At 57.0% G+C, this 17,184-nt stretch carries 14 protein-coding genes; 6 read left to right on the top strand and 8 right to left on the bottom strand.

The genetic code is table 11. The features are described 5' to 3' along the window. The first annotated feature begins 94 nt into the window (after window positions 1–94). On the top strand, window positions 95–712 hold the full coding sequence (locus K227x_RS20035; RefSeq protein WP_145172297.1) for an ECF-type sigma factor: 618 nt from the start codon (window positions 95–97) through the stop codon (window positions 710–712). Between the two features lie 3 nt (window positions 713–715). Next, window positions 716–3,187: a serine/threonine protein kinase gene (locus tag K227x_RS20040; protein ID WP_145172299.1), complete on the top strand. Its 2,472-nt coding sequence runs from the start codon at window positions 716–718 to the stop codon at window positions 3,185–3,187. 188 nt (window positions 3,188–3,375) lie between these two features. On the opposite strand, the gene K227x_RS20045 is transcribed toward K227x_RS20040, so the two are convergent. The 7 genes from K227x_RS20045 to K227x_RS20075 form a co-directional block, all read right to left on the bottom strand. Further along, window positions 3,376–4,473 carry a Gfo/Idh/MocA family oxidoreductase gene (locus tag K227x_RS20045; RefSeq protein ID WP_145172301.1) on the bottom strand — a complete coding sequence of 366 codons (1,098 nt, stop codon included), beginning with the start codon at window positions 4,471–4,473 and terminating at the stop codon, window positions 3,376–3,378. Beyond that, the gene (lpxA, locus tag K227x_RS20050; protein WP_145172303.1) at window positions 4,470–5,279 is read right to left on the bottom strand and encodes an acyl-ACP--UDP-N-acetylglucosamine O-acyltransferase; all 810 of its coding nucleotides are present in this window, start codon (window positions 5,277–5,279) and stop codon (window positions 4,470–4,472) included. The genes K227x_RS20045 and lpxA overlap by 4 nt, the downstream gene beginning before the upstream one ends. Window positions 5,280–5,345: 66 nt before the next feature. Further along, window positions 5,346–6,314, bottom strand: a complete 969-nt coding sequence (lpxC, locus tag K227x_RS20055; protein WP_145172305.1) for a UDP-3-O-acyl-N-acetylglucosamine deacetylase — start codon at window positions 6,312–6,314, stop codon at window positions 5,346–5,348. A 207-nt stretch (window positions 6,315–6,521) separates the two neighbouring features. Then, entirely contained in the window at window positions 6,522–7,100 is a 579-nt protein-coding gene (locus K227x_RS20060; RefSeq protein WP_145172307.1) for an OmpH family outer membrane protein, read from the bottom strand. A 260-nt stretch (window positions 7,101–7,360) separates the two neighbouring features. Next, the gene (locus K227x_RS20065; RefSeq protein WP_218933397.1) at window positions 7,361–9,484 is read right to left on the bottom strand and encodes a M28 family peptidase; all 2,124 of its coding nucleotides are present in this window, start codon (window positions 9,482–9,484) and stop codon (window positions 7,361–7,363) included. A 239-nt stretch (window positions 9,485–9,723) separates the two neighbouring features. Next, window positions 9,724–10,284 (bottom strand): isochorismatase family protein, encoded by a 561-nt coding sequence (locus K227x_RS20070; RefSeq protein ID WP_218933398.1) that lies wholly within the window; start codon window positions 10,282–10,284, stop codon window positions 9,724–9,726. A 59-nt stretch (window positions 10,285–10,343) separates the two neighbouring features. Then, window positions 10,344–10,652: an FmdB family zinc ribbon protein gene (locus K227x_RS20075; protein ID WP_145172311.1), complete on the bottom strand. Its 309-nt coding sequence runs from the start codon at window positions 10,650–10,652 to the stop codon at window positions 10,344–10,346. Between the two features lie 289 nt (window positions 10,653–10,941). Between K227x_RS20075 and K227x_RS20080 the strand changes: the two genes are divergently transcribed. From K227x_RS20080 to K227x_RS20095, 4 genes are all read left to right on the top strand, one after another. Continuing rightward, window positions 10,942–12,234, top strand: coding sequence for a PQQ-binding-like beta-propeller repeat protein (locus K227x_RS20080; RefSeq protein ID WP_145172313.1), 1,293 nt, complete (start codon window positions 10,942–10,944; stop codon window positions 12,232–12,234). Window positions 12,235–12,577: 343 nt separating this feature from the next. After that, window positions 12,578–13,867, top strand: coding sequence for a PDZ domain-containing protein (locus K227x_RS20085; protein WP_145172315.1), 1,290 nt, complete (start codon window positions 12,578–12,580; stop codon window positions 13,865–13,867). Next, a complete protein-coding gene (gene mutY / locus K227x_RS20090) occupies window positions 13,867–15,063 on the top strand; it encodes an A/G-specific adenine glycosylase (RefSeq protein ID WP_246145988.1) in 1,197 nt (398 codons plus the stop codon). The genes K227x_RS20085 and mutY overlap by 1 nt, the downstream gene beginning before the upstream one ends. Window positions 15,064–15,315: 252 nt before the next feature. Further along, window positions 15,316–16,512: a cytochrome-c peroxidase gene (locus K227x_RS20095; protein WP_315854360.1), complete on the top strand. Its 1,197-nt coding sequence runs from the start codon at window positions 15,316–15,318 to the stop codon at window positions 16,510–16,512. 153 nt (window positions 16,513–16,665) lie between these two features. Here K227x_RS20095 and K227x_RS20100 read toward each other — a convergent pair whose 3' ends face one another. Continuing rightward, window positions 16,666–17,136 carry a Dps family protein gene (locus tag K227x_RS20100; RefSeq protein WP_145172318.1) on the bottom strand — a complete coding sequence of 157 codons (471 nt, stop codon included), beginning with the start codon at window positions 17,134–17,136 and terminating at the stop codon, window positions 16,666–16,668. Between the last annotated feature and the right edge of the window lie 48 nt (window positions 17,137–17,184).

A 17,184-nucleotide genomic window follows, 5' to 3' on the forward strand; every position in this document is an offset into this window, starting at 1 on the left:
CAATGAACGGGGGGCTATACCGGATCGCGAATATCTCGGGGCGAAACGAGAACGGCCGCGAGTCTCATCAAAAATTGAATCTGCAATAACGACCATGACTTCGATCACGGATCTTCTGACCAAAAGTACGAAAGGCGAATCAGGTGGTACCGACCAACTGTTTTCGCTGATGTACGAAGACCTTTGTCGGCTGGCCGGTCGGTTTCTCCAGAACGAACCCTTGCGTCACCGGTTGTCATCATCGTCCTTGGTGCACCAAGCCTATGTGCGGATGGTGGACCAATCTCGTATCAATTGGCAAGGCAAGACGCACTTCTTTGCGATCGGCGCGACGGTCATGCGTCGTATCCTGGTCGATCACGCCCGAAAAGTTCGGTCGCTGAAACGGGGTGGTGGTTGGGAACGTCGTCAATTGACCGACGAAGTCACCTTCAAGCTGAATGACGACGACGACGTGGTCGCGTTGGACGAACTGCTGAAGACGTTGGCGGATCTGAATCCACGCCAAGCGAAGATTGTCGAGCTGCGATTCTTTGGCGGCATGACGATGCGAGAAATTTCAACCGAAATGAATCTGGGACTGCGAACGGTTGAAAAGGAATGGGCCATGTCGCGAGCCTGGATGCGGCGGGAACTGCGCAGCGGTGACATTGCCGACGACACCCAAACTAGCAACGAACTGACCAGCAACGAATCGACTGGGGACGCGTAACGGATGGATGCGTCCCGGTACGCTCGGATTCGCGAGTTGTTCTTTGCGATCGAAGAGATGCCACCGGATGCTCAGGCCGATTTTCTGCGGGCCCAAGCCGGTGACGACCAAGAACTGTACGACGAGATCATGTCGTTGCTGGACGAACATGATTCGGAATGCGCGCGGATCGAAGGCGAGTCCGCGATTGCCGTTTCTGTTCCTCCCATGCAACCCGACCTGGACGAACACGACTCGCCGCCCGGCAGTGGCTCTTCGATTGGAACACACCCCGGAACCGAATCGCCACCGAAAGGCGATACCACTCGCCGTGGCGATTCCCAGAACCGGACGCAAACCGACGCCGATCAACGCGTCGGTGGTGGATCGGCCGCCATCACCAAGCACGGCGCCCATCGCACGCACGCATCGCCGCGAGTCAAACAAACCAATGCTGCCAAGCAGTCGTCCAGCAACAACCAAATCTGGGCCAAACGAACTCGCAATAGTCGTCGACGCAATTCCGGTTGGCTGTGGCTAGCCGCTTTGCTTCCCACCGCGTTGATCGGTTGGTGGACCTACCGCCAGGTCGAATCGATGATCATCCGATCGATTGCCACCGAACTGAAAGGGGTCGTCGACAGCATGACGCTTTCGGCAGACCAGTTCCTGGGCGAAAAAGAAACGCTGGTCGAATCCTGGTCGCGGGAACCGAGCCTGCGAAGTGCGATTGTCGAACTGAATCAATTGGCGGAATCGAATCCACCGTTGGACAAATTGAAAAACGCCAAACAGATTGACCAGATCCGAACCCAACTTCGCGAATTGTCCGGTGTCGAAGACATCAAGTTCGTCGTTTGGAACGACTCCTTTCGGACGCTAGCCAGTTCAATCCAAGACCGCCGCGATATCGGCAAACCGGTTCGCCCTGCGGACGCCGCCTATCTTGCCCGAGTGATGGCGGGCGAAACGGTAACCTATGGCCCTACACGACTGACCGATGAACCCGGTACCGAAAAGCCCATCATGGCGGTCATCGTGCCGATCCATGACGATTCGGGCCGGATCATCGCTTCGATGCTGGTTCGGGGGATCGGCATCTTCGAAGAATTCAATCGGATCTTCACCAGCATCGCCGTTGCGGGGGAACTGGACGCCTACGCGATCAATCGCGAGGGCACCATGATCACCGAAAGCCCGCGAGCGATTTCCAAAGCGACCCAAGGCCGATTTGATTTGGCCCCGGATCAAATCGCGGCCAACCTTCGCGTATCGGATCCGGGGTTCTTGATCACCGGCGAAAACGCCGCCGACCTGCAGCGACAAGTTCGCCCCGTCACCGTCGCGGTGGCCGGCGCGATCGCGTCCCAGCCCGATGTTCGCACCGATCCCTACATGAATTACTGTGGCGAATCGGTCGTTGGTGCGTGGCAATGGCTGCCGAACCGGCAAATGGGTGTGATCATCGAAACCACCACCGACCGTGCCTTCGCCCCCGCCCGTGTGGTGCGATTCAATTTTTTGCTGCTGGGCAGCCTGCTGTCGCTCACCGCGTTTCTAGCCGCGACAAAAATCGCTCGAACTTCGACCGCCGAACACGCCGCGGTCCACCCTCTGTCGCGCTACGACATCCAGGAACAACTTGGCAGCGGCGGGATGGGCGTCGTGTTTCGAGCCAACCATCGCCAACTCGGTCGCGACGCCGCATTGAAGGTGCTGCGAGGCGATCGCCACAGCCCCGAAGATCAACTGCGTTTTGACCGCGAAGCCAGATTGGCGGCCAGTCTAAGCAATCCCCACAGTGTCCAAATCTACGACTACGGTCGCAGCGATCAGGGTGAAGCCTACTGTGTGATGGAATTCCTGCGTGGTCTGACCTTGCAAGAAGTCGTCGCCCGCAGTGGCCACCAACCCGTTGGACGAACTCTATCGATCCTTCGCCAAGTATGCGACGCGCTGGCCGAGGCGCATTCGATGAACCTTTTGCACCGGGACATCAAACCTCAAAACGTCATGCTTTCCCTGGACCCTTCGGTCGGTGATTGGGCGGTCATCTTCGACTTTGGCCTCGCCAAGCCGTTGGAACCCGACACCAGCGTCTACCAGACGCGTGAAACCATCTGGGCCGGAACGCCGATGTACATGGCACCGGAACGATTTCGTCAGCCAGGCGTGATGGACCCGCGCAGCGACATCTATTCCGTGGGCTGTATCGCGTATTACCTGCTGTCCGGCCGACCGCCGTTCATCGAATCCGAACCGGAATCACTATTCGCGTTGATCCTGTCCGAGCACCCGATCGGGATCGCCATCCACCGTGGCGAGGGCATCCCTACCGAAGTCAACGACCTGATCATCAAGTGCATGGCGAAGCGACCAGAGGACCGCTACGATTCGATCGTCGACGTCGGACGGGCCATCGACCAGCTTCGCGTCAAACATCCGTGGACGGTCGACGAAGCCAGAGTTTGGTGGGGCCACCACGGCGGAAAATAGCCTGCCGTAATCCAGTCGCGAATCAGCAACCGCCGCGGGTTCGCGATGCGTGAAGACCTTGGCCCCTGCGCAAGATCCCACCAGTGCCGGAATTGCGTTAGCCCGTAAACGGAACGGCCCGCGCACGAAAAACCCGTCGACGACAAACGTGCGACGGGTGACTTGAATATCGATAGTTCGCGATGGCGTTAAGCCGCGCGTCGATCCTGATGAATCCGTCGACTGACAGCTTCGATTCGTTCGCGAGGAATCGCGTGCGGCCCAGTCTCGTTGCGACCAGCGCCGGCGTACCACTGGCGTTGTTGAACGGATTCAAGAATCCGATTGGCAACGTTCACGGCACGCGAACCAGCAACACCGTCCACCGTTGGCGAGATGCCGGTTTGGATGCTGATGACAAAGTCATGCAGTTCATCCAAGATTGCGTTTCGTGGTTCCAATTCCAGCGTTTCGCACTGAAGCTTTCCGCTGAATAGAGTTCCCGAGTAGTCCAACGGGTTATCGGTTTCCATCGCCAAATCAAAGGATCGATTGACGACCGATTCGCAGGGACGAACAACGGACAATGATGGCGCACCGAAATCAATTTCGGCAAACCCGTTTGCACCAAACACTTGCATGCTACGTGCTGGTGCCGGGCTGACTCGTGACGCTTTCAAATTCGCGACCAGGCCACACTCAAATTCTAAGCGGCATTCCACCAGGTCATCGTGATCGCTGATCACGGCCATGCCGGAAGCACTGACAGATTTCAGCGGAGCATCGGTCATCGAAAGCACCAGGTCCAGATCGTGGATCATCAGATCCATGACGACGCCCACATCCAGACAACGCCCTGGAAAACTAGACGCGCGGACGGCTTCGACATACTTTACGTCTACCGCCAGATCGCCCAGCGCCGTGAATGCTGGATTGAAACGTTCAACGTGCCCAACCTGAAGCGTGACTCGTTTCTTCGCGGCCATTTGAACCAAACGGTCCGCGTCGGCCGATTGGATGGTCAGCGGTTTTTCGACCAGCACATGCTTGCCTGCCGCGATCAAATCGGTCGCGATCTGGGCGTGTGCGTCCGTCGGTGCGGCGATCACCGCAGCATCAATTTTGGGGATCAGATCCCGGTAGTCCGCGGATGTTTCGACCGAGAACAATTTGGCCGCGTTTTGGCGAGCGGCTTCGAACGGGTCACTGACGCCAACAAGTTCGACTCCGTCGACCTGCCCCAACAGCTTGGCATGGATACGGCCAAGGTGACCGGCGCCGATAACGGCGATGCGTTGTTTGATCACGCTGCTTTCTTTCGTTGTTGTCGGCCACGGCCGTGCTTGCCGGCTCCGGCATAGTCAAGAAAATCGAACAAGTGCTTCAACACCGGCCGAATCGGCCCGGTTTCTAGCAGTTCGCGGCGTGCCTCTTCAATGCCAACACGCGATCGGTAGATCAAGCGATAGGCCTTGGTAAGCACTTGGATATCATCATCGGGAAAGTCGTGACGCTTCAGACCAACGCTATTGACCGCCCGTGGTTTGGCCGGTTGGCCGTCAACGATCATGTAGGGCGGCACATCATGCAGCACTCGGCTCATCGCACTAACGAAGCTCATTTGGCCGATCGACGCAAAGTGATTCACGCCAACACCGCCTGCGATCGTCACGTCGTTGAACACGTGAACATGGCCGCCCAACATTCCATTGTTGGCGATCACAATCCGGTCACCCAGTTTGCAATCGTGTGCAACGTGGACGCCGGTCATCAGGTAATTGTTGTCGCCGACTCGCGTGATGCCGTCTTCTTTTTCGGTGGCGCGATTGACCGTGCAATGTTCACGAAAAGTGTTCCCGTGTCCAATCTGAACGCAGGTGGGTGTTTCGCGATAACCGGTGTCTTGCGGATGGGTACCGATGACACAGCCCGAGAAAAAATGATTCTCTTCGCCGATCGAAGTATTGCCCGAAATCACGCAATGCGAATCGATGGTCGTGTCGTCACCGATCGTGACATCGGGACCGATAACGCAGAAGTGACCGATACGAACATTGCGTCCCAATTTGGCACGGGGATCAACGACGGCGGTTTGAGCGATGGTACTGCTCATTGATTTTCCTGCAGGCGACGCGGGTGTCGGGCTTGTCGGTAGCGATCGGTTGGGGTGATGCAGTGGTCAGGCTGCATTTCGCCGATCCGTTGGGATTGGAGTCTCGTTTTCGATTGAATGAAGCATGCCATGATGCGATCGATGGCTGCTTGTCTCGTGCGACGTTGCGGACGGCAATGCCATCTGCTCGGTCGCCAATTCGGCCAACTGTTTGGCCATCCGTCCATTCAGGTTGTGTCCACCACGAAACGATGTAAAGCGACCGATCAACTCGATGCCCGAAAGCGCCAAGTCACCGATCAGATCCAGCGTTTTGTGACGCGCACATTCGTTCGAATATCGGAACACGTTGTCGATGGGGCCACTTGGGCCAATCACCACCAAATCTTGGTTGGTCACGTGCGAAGCCATTCCGGTCGCACGGATCTTTTCCGCCTGCTGGGACGTGACAAACGTTCGCGCCGGAGCGATTTCACGAATGAAACGATCGGGAGTCAATTCCATGCCGAAGGCTTGCGGTGCGATCGGAGTCTCGTCATCAAAGCTAAGCTGGTACTCGTAATAGCACTCGCCGTCTTTCGATGGCATCGCTTCGACCCATCCGTCGCTGGACCCGACACGGTATCGGTCGCGAATGATAAGTTGAGGCTTGGCTTTTGCTTGGATCACTAACCCGGCATGCGATAGCGCTTCGACAAACGCCAAGCTGCTGCCGTCGAGCGCGGGCAGTTCCTCGGCATTGATTTCGGCAATGCAGTTATCGATTTCTAGAGCCGCAAGGGCTGCCATTAGATGTTCGACCATCTGAAACTGCGCTGCTCCGTGAACCAGGTTGGTTCGCAGATTGGCGTCTTCACGATGATCGACTGTAGCGACACACTGGGGGCGATTTGGCAGGTCGCAGCGCACCAAGCAGATGCCGGTGCCCAACGGTGCCGGGTGAACCCTGACGGTCACCTCTTTCCCGCTCCAATAACCGCGTCCGTGAATTTCGCACGTGACGGCGGTCGTGTGTTCATTGCGTGAACGATGCACGCGACTGCCTCCCTGCCCAGGTAGACCTGCCATCCATGGCAAGCGTTATTGTTTTGACGCGGTCTTCAAACGTTGTCACAGTTTGCGGCTACGAACGATCCAGACGTCTCGTTGATAGCCGATATAGGTACTGGGGACCGGGACCGTCCGCAGGATTGCGGACGGCCATGGTGGTCCAAAACCGAGCATCTTGCTCGGTGGTCTTCTTTAGCGAGTCGCGGCGTTGTTGGCACCTTCGGCAACGCTGAACTTATCCAAGTACTGCATCACGCCCTTGGTCATGTCCAGTTCGGTGTCGTGGTAGACAACGTTCTTCATGACGCCACGGATGACCGACTGGCCTTCTTCGAGGTCCATGTCTTCACTGTTGTAGCGCAACACCAAGTTGATCTTGTAGTGTTGTGCCAAGAACTTCACGCCGTCGGCGATCCGTTGGTAGTTATCGAAGTAGATTCGAGCTTCGGCGTCAGCCAGTTCTTTCTTTTTGCGAGCCATGTCCAAACGCAGTTTGGATTCCAGCGACGCAACTCGCTCTTCTTGAGCCGAGTACTCTGCCGAACCAGGCTTGAAGGCCTTGATTTGCTCGACAGCCGCTTTCAGCTCTTCTTGCTTCTTTTGCATCTCGCCGCTGTAACTCTTCAGGTCGTTTTCGACCGCGGCAACCTGGGACTTAATCCCCGGATGGTTTTTGAAGATGAACGCGACGTCCACAACTGCCAAACGGTGGCCAGCATCCTGGGCAGTTGCCAGGTTAGGGGCCATGGCAGCCAGGGTTCCGATAGCCATCGCAATGGCTGCTTTCCCAATAAATCGCACGTCCGCTCTCCTTGCGTGTGTGGTGCGTACTCAATCCGACGCCCTCTATTTTGCTCGATTGCACGCGATGGTGTCCGTCACCCGCGCCGAGCTGCCTGCGTCGAAACCGTACCTGATGTAGTTCAGATACCGATCGCCCGCGATTGTGTCACCAGATCTTGTAGCCGTAAAGATTGAAATCCTCGGAACCTAGGGCCCCTCGCATTTTTTCCAACTTTATTTTTTTCAACTCAACGGTCAGGTCTTGCGACCAAGCGTGGGACCAACAAAACCGATTTCCCCTCGCGAAACACCTCGATTTTGACTTCGTCACCCGGTGATTGGTTGCGAAGTCGTTCGAGCACATCCGACGAACGACGAATCGGTTTGCCAGCGATCGTATTCAAACGATCGCCAACACGAATCCCACTCTGCTCGGCCGGTCCACCGGGTGTCAGTCCTGTAATGGCGACTTGATCGCCGCGGTCGGAAAGAGTCACGCCCAGAAAAGCCGTCATTTGACGACGAATTTGGACTTGGCGATCCGTTACCGCATACCTTGGACGTTCACGACGCGTGGCCAGTTCGAACGTTGAGTTACAGGTGATATCGGTTATTCGGGTCAGGCCACCAAAATCGATTTTGCCGAAATCGTCAGAAGGCCGGTGATAATCATTGTGCAGACCCGTAAAGAAGAACAATACGGGCACCCCCACCTCGTAAAACGACTGGTGGTCACTCGGCCCATACCCGGTGGGCACTTTAAACAAATCGAACTGGGTTTCGGCATTTGCCGCGTCAACGATGGATTCGATCGAATCGGCGGAACCGGTTCCATAGACCGTCAATTCGTTGTCTCGGACTCTGCCGACCATGTCCAAGTTGATCATCGCGACCGTCGCGTCGATCGAAAATCGTGGGTGGCGGACGTAGTATTTGCTGCCCAACAGCCCGCGTTCTTCGCCGGTGAAGGCGATAAAGACGATCCGGCGGTGATCCGGGACATCGGCCAGACGCTGCACCATTGCCGCGGCCGTCGCCAACATCGCCGCGGTTCCCGACGCATTGTCGTCTGCACCGTTGTGAACGGCGATCGTTCCCGGGGCCAACGAACCGACGCCGCCCATGCCAACGTGGTCATAGTGCGCACCGACGACGACCGTTTCGCTTGCCATCGGGCCACGACCTTCCAGAACCCCCACAACATTGGGGGATTCGCGGTTCCCTTCCTTCATATCGACAGCCATCGTGATCGATACCCCCGACAATACCTCGCTAGCCGGACGCAGCGACTGATGGATCGATGCCTCCAGTTCACCAACGGTCTTTCCCGTGGTTTGTCGGGTCATCTGGTCGACCAGGTCTCGTGCGATCGAAACCACAGGAATCGACACGACCGGCTCCCCAGGTGCGGAAGGTGGACGATCACCGGCGTCCGAAATCCCCAATACCCCTCGCTGAATTCGTTGCAGGTCCGCGGTCATCGATTCCACCATCGAATCGATGCCTGCGATGCGTTTCGCCAGTGTTTCGCGACTATTGGTGGCTTCGGCCGGTAGACCAGCGATTTGCTTTTGAATCGTTTCGCGGCGTTCTAGCTCCGCGGCGATGCGACGTTTTTGGTCATCCACCTTTTCGGAAATGCTATCGCGGTCATTCACAAAGATGATCGCGCTAGCACCGTGCCGTATCGCGTTCTGAATCTTGGTTGAAAAGAAAGCGTGCCGCGTATTCTTGGTCCCGTCAAAACGACTGTCGGGATCGTTGGCTTGCGGCTCTTTCCGCATGATCACCACGATCGATCCGGCAACATCGATGCCGGAGTAGTCGTCGTAGCCCAGTTTAGGAGCCGTGATTCCATAGCCAGCAAACACGACCGGCCCAGTCAGCTGGCCGCGAGTCGATCCAATTGCCATTGGATTCATGCCATCGCCCAAATCGGCGACGATCGCGGTCCCGCGATGATCCGCTTCGTTGGGTGAATCCGATTCACCGGCGGATCCTTGGGCATCCGGCGCCTGCGGTTCGATTCGAATGACGACTCGATTATTCGCAGCCGGTCCCGCCTGGGGCCCCAAAGAGATGGCAACCTGCTGAAACGGACTGCCACCAAAGGATGTGGTGTCCAGGCCAACATTGTTCATCCGATCGGCGATGTAATCCGCGGCCAATAGAATGGTGTCGTCCGCGACGCTTCGGCCTCGCAATTCTTCGCTGGCCAAATACGCAACGTCTTCGCGCAACCGTTTCAGCTGGACAGATTCGCGATCAGAGTCGGTCGGTGACTCCGCGATCGAACGCGTCGATGTGATCGATGCCGCCGCGACCACCAACCAGGCAATCACCGCCCGAGTCACTAGCGGAAGACTTGCCATTACTTTGCATTCGTTCAATGTTTCCATCCCATATGAACCAGCGAGTCCCGCCCAAAGGGGGAATCTTCGCAGCCCGATCCAATGTCGCTAGCAAAGGGTCCGGAACCCTCTGATGGTGACCAGGCGTGTCAGGTTCCAAAGGATAGATAAAACAGGCAACCCATCACAGTAGCCGACTCACGAATCGGAACCGAGCGAAGGGGCGGGAACCGCATTGGGAACAAAGCCAAAACGCGGCTTTAAGATTTGACCAGCCGGCTGATCGATTTGAATTGTGGGTGGCTAGCGGTTCGGCACCACTGAAACACAGCCGATTCGAAAGTGGTGATCGTCACACCGGCGCCGGCCATCCAATCGATCGCGGCATCGTGGTCGCGTCCCCCCCGCGCAGCGACCGCTTCGGCAACCACAAAGACTCGCAATCCCTCGGCCAACAGGTCCAACGCGGTCTGCAGGACACAGATGTGTGTTTCGATTCCTGCGATGACGATCTGGTCGCGGCCTTGGGAACACCACCGATCCAGAGCATCACGACAAACGGCAGCCGAGAAATCCAGTTTCTCTTCGGGAGCTGGCAATTGATCTGCCAGCGATTGAACCAAACCGCCCAGCCCCTTGGGATACTGAACCGTCGCGGCGGCAGGGATGTCCAGAATCTCAGCGGCCTGAACCAAACGCTCCGTCGTGCGAATCACGTTGTCCGCCGACGGGATCGCCGGCACCAGTTTTTCCTGGATATCGATCACCAGAAGCCCAGACCGGGCGGCGTCCAACAGATGGGGTGAACGTACAGCGGGCATCGGGAGAACCTTCCAGCAAAAACGCGGCTTCGACGGCGACAGAGTTTCCGAAAAACGATCTACGAATCGCCGCCCGTCTTCTTCTTGGCTTTTGCAGGCTTGGCATCCGACGACTTTTCTTTCGATCCGCTCGACGAACTTTTTTCGCTTTTCGAATCGGCAGCGGCGGCTTTTTTGTATCCTTCGCTGCGATAATCGGTCTGATAGAACCCACTGCCCTTAAAGACGATGGCCGCCCCGGTTCCAAACTGGCGTTTCAGCTTCAGTTTTTTGCACTCGGGACACTTTTTCAACATCGGGTCATTGATGCCCTGAAAAACTTCCAAAGCGTGGCCACAGGCTTCACATTCGTAGTCGTAAGTTGGCATGGAAGTTGATGATACGAAAAAAGGGGGAAAGTTAGGTTGCGAGCGAACACCGCCCACCTGGCAAGGTTACATCGCCCGGGCGGGAATGCCTAGTCGAGCCGCGGGCGATCATGGTTTGCGACCCGCAATTTTGTTGATTCCGCCCCCACCCTTCGTCCGCTGCTGTTCCAATCCGTTGTGGGGGGATCGGGCAGCCAACGGATCCCCGGCTTTCCGGGGTACTACCGTGCCTGCGGAAACCCTGCTGATCTGAACTTCTCATCCTCTCTTCTCTTGTCATCCTGAATCCATGAAACGACTTCCAAACGCCACCGTCGGTCACCGATCCAGACACACTCATTTCTCCGTCCTGTATGCAGCGGTGTTCACGATCGTAGCGATCGCCAGCGCCGGATCTCCGCTAGCTGCGGTTGCACAGGACTGGAATCAGTGGCGAGGCCCCAATCGGGATGGGATCGTTTCGGAAACGCAGCTTCCGACGAAGTTGAAGGGCAACTTGAAACTGCTGTGGCAAAAATCGCTTTCCCCTAGCTACAGCGGCCCTGTCGTTCGTGACGGCCGGGTATTCACCACCGAAACGATCGACAAGTCGACCGAACGGGTAACCGCCTATGACGTGGAAAGCGGCGATCTGATTTGGACGGTCCAGTGGGCGGGCGCCGTCAAGATTCCCATGTTCGCGGCCTCCAACGGCGACTGGATCCGTTCGACGCCGGTTTGCAGCAAAAACAACTTGCTGGTTTTGGGCATGCGAGACGTATTGGTGTCGCTGGATCCGAGCACCGGCGACGAACAGTGGCGTGTCGATTTTCCGGCGACGATTGGCACCCCGCTGCCGATGTTTGGCGCAGTCAGTTCACCACTGATTGACGGCGATTCGGTTTACATCCAAACCGGCGGCCCGCTGTGCAAGTTGTCATTGGCCGACGGCACCATCCAATGGAAATCGCTGTTCGACGACGGCGTCGAAAACCAAGGCGCGTTTTCGAGTCCCACGATCGCGACGATCGCATCCGTTCGGCAATTGGTCGTCCAGACACGAGACGATTTGTGTGGAGTCGATATGGAATCAGGCGACCCGCTGTGGAAAGAACCGATCGAAAGCTTCCGAGGGATGAACATTTTGACGCCTGTCGTGATCGGCGACCGCGTATTCACATCGGCGCACAGCGGCCGCGCCCAAATGTTTGAAATTGATCGCGATGACACCGGGCAATGGACGATCGACGAGCTTTGGTCTCAGAAGACTCAGGCCTACATGTCTTCCCCGATCGTGATCGGAAAGACCATTTATCTGCACGCCAAAAATCAACGTCTGGTGGCTCTGTCGATTGACGATGGGGCCATCCGTTGGACGAGCGAGCCGTTCGGCAAGTATTGGAGCATGATTGGATCGAAGGATCGATTTCTAGCCTTGGATGAATCCGGCGAACTGTTGCTGGTCGCCGCGGACGACCAGGAATTCAAGCGGATCGATCAGTACAAGGTCGCCGAGGATTCATGGGCCCACTTGGCGATCGATGGAAACCGGCTGGTCATCCGGGATCTGTCCGCTTTAAAAGTCTTTGAATTCCAGCAGTAAAACCACCCGCGGCACAGCCCCCAACCAGCGGCAACCCAGCCACGTTTGTGGGGCGACAGGGTGTCAGTGAATGTCGCCCAAACGGTCGCCGGACACCACGCAGCCCGATCGAGCAACCGGTTCGCTGCGCCGAGTCTTCGGCGGTGGCAGTCAGCCGCTGGCCACCACGCTAGCAGGCGACGTGGTCAACGTTGCCAGAGGTTTTCAGCCGCCGGATCCCTTTGCGGTTCTTTCAGGACACGATCCACGGTTATACTTCTGGATTAGACAGCGGGACGCAAAGTTATCGATGATGACGCACCACGGGGCCCGCCCGGGTCGCCGACGGATGGGATGATTCACAGTGCAAAATGAACCGTATGGATTGCCGCGATTTCGATTGTCCCTGGATCGATTGGCGCTGGATCGATTGCCGCTGAATCGATTGCCGCTGAATCGATTGCCGCTGAATCGATTCCACCGGCGTCGTTCGGGTTCGGGCCGATCGTGTTCGCCATCGCTGATCCACCCCATCGCGATCATGGCACTGGTTTTGTGCGGAACGATCGCACAGGCCGACGAACCTTCGGACAAGCCGCAAGTCTCAGACGGCCGCGCCGAAGGCACGGTCGCCTACTGGGTCACCCAACTGAACAGCGACCAATATTTGCGCCGCGAAACAGCCTGTCAAAAATTGGCCGAAGCTGGTCCCAAGGCGGTCGATGACTTGATCGCGGTGATGAAAAGCGGCGAACTGGAAACGGTCGAAAGAGCGTCCGATGTGCTGACTCGGATTGCGATGGCCAACCTGCCGTCCGAAGACGGCGGGACATGGGACAAGTTGAACCAGCTGGAAACCGAAACCGTCGGCCGGGCCGCATCACGTGCTCAGTCGGCGATCGAAGAGATTCGGAAACAGCGATCCGCGCAGGCCAGGGTGGAACTGCAAGCCGCCGGTGTCTTCGTTGGACTGGACGAATTTGTCATCCGCGCGATCAGCCAACCGCGACTGATGGTACAGATCGACGAGAAGTGGCAGGGCGATGCGAAATCACTGCAGTGGCTAAGTTGGCTCGATGGAATCGAGAACGCTCGCATCAAAGGTCCTGCGGTTCGTTCCGATGTGCTGGCTCAAGTGACCAACGTTCCTGAATTGAAATCGATGGCGATTGTCGACGGCACCGTCGATGACGAAGTGATGGAAGCATTGCTGGCGATGAAGCCCATCAATGTGCTGGAATTTCGATACGTCCCGCTGACCGACCAACAGGGCGACCAGATTACTAAGATTCCCGTTCGTGTTTCGCTGAACTTGATGGGGACCGGGATCAGTTCGGAAAAAGCAACGGCAATGCAGGAAGCCACGCCCGGTCTACAGATCGATCATCGCCAAGGCGGATTCCTGGGGGTGACCTGCCAGGATTCATTTGACGTGTGCGAGATCAGCGGCGTGGTCGCCAAAAGTGCGGCCGAAGAAGCCGGACTGATCCGCGGTGACATCATTGTCAAAGTGGACGACACCGAAGTCACACGTTTCAAAGATCTGCAGAATGCGATCAACCGACACGTGCCCGGCGACGCTGTAAAAATCATGTTCCGACGTGCGGAAACCGTCAAAACCGTCTCGCCAATCTTGCGAAAGTTCCAAGACTAGTGAATCGCAAAACGGACGGGAGTTCAGGGGCAAAATCCAGCAAGCCAAACGGTGTCGCCGGCAAAGTCACAGTTGGCGAAATCCAGCACGACAATGCTTGGCAGGATGCCCGGTGGCGTGGGCGAGTGCGCACATCGCTGGCGAAGTGGTTTGGCCAGCACGCCCGCACTTTGCCATGGCGAACCGACCCGATCGCGTATCGTGTCTGGGTCAGCGAGGTGATGCTGCAACAGACACAGGTCGCGACGGTGCTACCGTACTTTGACCGTTTCATGAAATTGTTCCCCACCGTGACGGCGCTGGCGGACGCGGACGAACAGGACTTGATGAAACAGTGGGAAGGCCTTGGTTATTACCGTCGGGCTAGATCGATGCACGCGGCCGCAAAAAAGATCGTCGACGAACATGATGGAAAGTTCCCTGAGTCGTTCGACGATGTCTTAGCGTTACCCGGAATCGGTCGTTACACGGCCGGTGCGATCCTGTCGATTGCACGTGATCAGCGGCATCCCATTTTGGAAGGGAACACGGTGCGAGTTTTCAGTCGCTGGATCGCACTTCGCGATGATGTAACATCGACGCCGGCGAACCGCTTGCTGTGGGAAGTCGCCGAGGCGATGCTGCCGCCGGCAACCGGGCGACAAGTGTCCGCAGGCACATTCAATCAGGCCGCCATGGAATTGGGCGCGTTGATCTGCACACCCAAGGCGCCCAAATGCGACCAATGCCCGGTCGCCAAGACCTGCCGCGCCCATGCCGGTGGATGGGAACTCGAAATCCCCGGCAAAGTATCCAAGACGGTCTACGAAAGCCGGACTGAATTTGCGTTTGTGGTTCGCAAACAGGCAAAGAAAAAGCTGCCGGCGACCTTTCTGATGCGGCCCATTCCGGCCGGTTCGCGTTGGGCCGGTTTGTGGGACTTCCCACGCACGATCCAGCGGTCGCTTGATTCGCCACAGGCCGCCGCCGCGGAACTGGCCCCCGAACTTGGATCCATCATCGAACCGGCCGCTACCTTGACCACGATCAAACACGCGGTCACCAAATATCGAATTGCGTTGCACGTCCACGGAGGCGATTTGCCAGCGGGCAGCCCGCCCCCCCCACCGCCGTGGGAATATGTCACGTTGGACCAGATGGCTGAATTGCCGCTAAGCGTCACGGGACGCCGGATCGCAAAATTGTTGGCTGGTTAATTGGGCCTACCTGATCAGCAAACACCAGCGGTTTGTCAGCTATAATCAACGGTGGATGGACTGCCACCCGCCTGACCAACCCATTGGACAGACACCGCATGGTTGCTGTGCATTTCGCGCGGTGGTCTGGCCCCCCCAAAAAATATCCCGCAACTGTATCCCACCTGACGAGTCGATTTCATGCCGCGATGTAAACAACCGATCCTTGGTACCTTGATTCTAGGCGGCGCTGGACTGCTGTTCGGCGGGCCGATGTCGTCGCCATGCCCAGCCCAGTCCGATTCAACCTCGAAATCCAACCAAGTCACCCTCGGCGATGCCGAATTGACCGCTGGGATTCCAGGGTTCGGATTGCTGACCGACGCGCAACTGAACCGATGGCTGGATGACCCTGCCAATCACGAAACGTTGCAGATCAAATTGCCCAAGGGTCTGGATGCCGCATCGGCGAACATCTCCATCCCCGACGACAACCCGATGACCCGGGCCAAGATCGAACTTGGACGACAACTTTATTTTGACGAACGTTTGTCTTCGGATAACACCATTTCGTGTGCGTCATGTCACGACCCGGCACAGGGCTGGGGCGCAGAGATGCGTTTCGGCGTCGGCGTTCGCGGACAAGAAGGTGGTCGCAATTCACCAGTCGCGTACAACCGCATCCTTAGCAAGGCGCAGTTCTGGGACGGGCGTGCCGATTCGCTCGAAGATCAGGCCGTCGGTCCGATTGCCAACAGCATCGAAATGGGCAACACCCACGAAGCCAGCGTGGCGACCATCGCTAAGATCCCCGGATACAAGCTGCAGTTCGAAAAGATCTTTCACGACGGCGTCCATATCGACAACGTCGGGAAAGCCTTGGCGACCTTCGAACGCGCAATTGTCACCGGGTTGATGCCCTACGATGCCTACGACCAACTGGCAAAGTTCGAGAAAACGTTCGCCGAAGACCTGGAATACTTGGACGAAGAACCCGAACTGAAAGCCAAGTATGACGTGCTGAAGGCCGAGGCTGCAGCGATGCCGATGTCGGAATCGGCCCAGCGTGGCATGACGCTGTTCTCAGGCAAGGCGAACTGCACTGCCTGTCACGCCGGTGCCAACTTTACCGACGAACAGTATCACAACCTGGGCGTCGGGATGGACGTGGCAGAACCCGATCTCGGTCGATTTGAAATCAGCCGCGAAGAAAAAGACAAAGGTGCCTTCAAGACCCCCACGCTTCGCAACATCGTTTTCACTGCACCCTACATGCACGACGGCAGCCAGGCCACGTTAGAAGAAGTCGTGGAGTGGTACAACAAAGGCGGTCACAAGAACGAGTACCTGAGCGACAAGATGAAGGTACTGAATCTGACCGACGACGAAAAAGCGGACTTGATCGCTTTCATGATCGAAGGTCTGACGGGTGAATTCCCCTACGTCAGCCAAGCTCGGTTGCCGCAGTAAAATCAACCGACCATCACATCACGAAAAAAAGGCCGGGGCGCTAAACACGTCCGGGCCTTTTGCGTTTTGCACTTTCGATCCGTGTCTCGATCAACGGTTCGATCGTGGTTCGGCGATCCGCCAATGGCATCACCGTCGACATAGCAACAGCGACTATTCCTGTGCCTGCAACATCCACAGGTGCTTTTCCAGACTGCTGCTGATTCCGATCAACAAGTCTTCGCTAATCGGGTCCAGATCACCGACGACCTCGATCCCCGATCGCAGCCCGGCAATGGTGGTAGCAAGCGCATCGGACACACTGGTGATGGTGGAATCGACCGTCTGAAAACCACTGGCGTATTCGGCAAGTTCGGAGTGGCCGGCGATCGTTTTGACTCGGCCGTCGGGCGCAATGCCGATCGTCACAATCCGTTCTGCAACTTCGTCGGATCCCATGCGGGCGGATTCGATGATCAGATCCAACTGTTCGTGGACGCTCAGAAAATTCCGACCCAAAACGTTCCAGTGTGCTTGTTTACCGACCAACGCCAAATCGATCAGATTGTAGAGCGATTTCTGCAGCGCTTCGGCGACGGGGCCCTGCTTGTCTTCGGAAAGAATGCTGCGTTTGAACGAACTCATCAACGGGAACTCCGGTAGTTGGCAAGCGATTGGCAGGTTGTCCAATCG

This window comes from Rubripirellula lacrimiformis (assembly GCF_007741535.1).
Taxonomy (GTDB): domain Bacteria; phylum Planctomycetota; class Planctomycetia; order Pirellulales; family Pirellulaceae; genus Rubripirellula; species Rubripirellula lacrimiformis.

Bases quoted from the DNA above. Each gene is read 5' to 3' on its own strand.
- K227x_RS20035 (WP_145172297.1), top strand. From the start codon at position 95: ATGACTTCGATCACGGATCTTCTGACCAAAAGTACGAAAGGCGAATCA.
- K227x_RS20040 (WP_145172299.1), top strand. From the start codon at position 716: ATGGATGCGTCCCGGTACGCTCGGATTCGCGAGTTGTTCTTTGCGATC.
- lpxA (WP_145172303.1), bottom strand. From the start codon at position 5,279: ATGAGCAGTACCATCGCTCAAACCGCCGTCGTTGATCCCCGTGCCAAA.
- K227x_RS20060 (WP_145172307.1), bottom strand. From the start codon at position 7,100: ATGGCTATCGGAACCCTGGCTGCCATGGCCCCTAACCTGGCAACTGCC.
- K227x_RS20065 (WP_218933397.1), bottom strand. From the start codon at position 9,484: ATGGCAAGTCTTCCGCTAGTGACTCGGGCGGTGATTGCCTGGTTGGTG.
- K227x_RS20070 (WP_218933398.1), bottom strand. From the start codon at position 10,284: ATGCCCGCTGTACGTTCACCCCATCTGTTGGACGCCGCCCGGTCTGGG.
- K227x_RS20075 (WP_145172311.1), bottom strand. From the start codon at position 10,652: ATGCCAACTTACGACTACGAATGTGAAGCCTGTGGCCACGCTTTGGAA.
- K227x_RS20080 (WP_145172313.1), top strand. From the start codon at position 10,942: ATGAAACGACTTCCAAACGCCACCGTCGGTCACCGATCCAGACACACT.
- K227x_RS20095 (WP_315854360.1), top strand. From the start codon at position 15,316: ATGTCGTCGCCATGCCCAGCCCAGTCCGATTCAACCTCGAAATCCAAC.
- K227x_RS20100 (WP_145172318.1), bottom strand. From the start codon at position 17,136: ATGAGTTCGTTCAAACGCAGCATTCTTTCCGAAGACAAGCAGGGCCCC.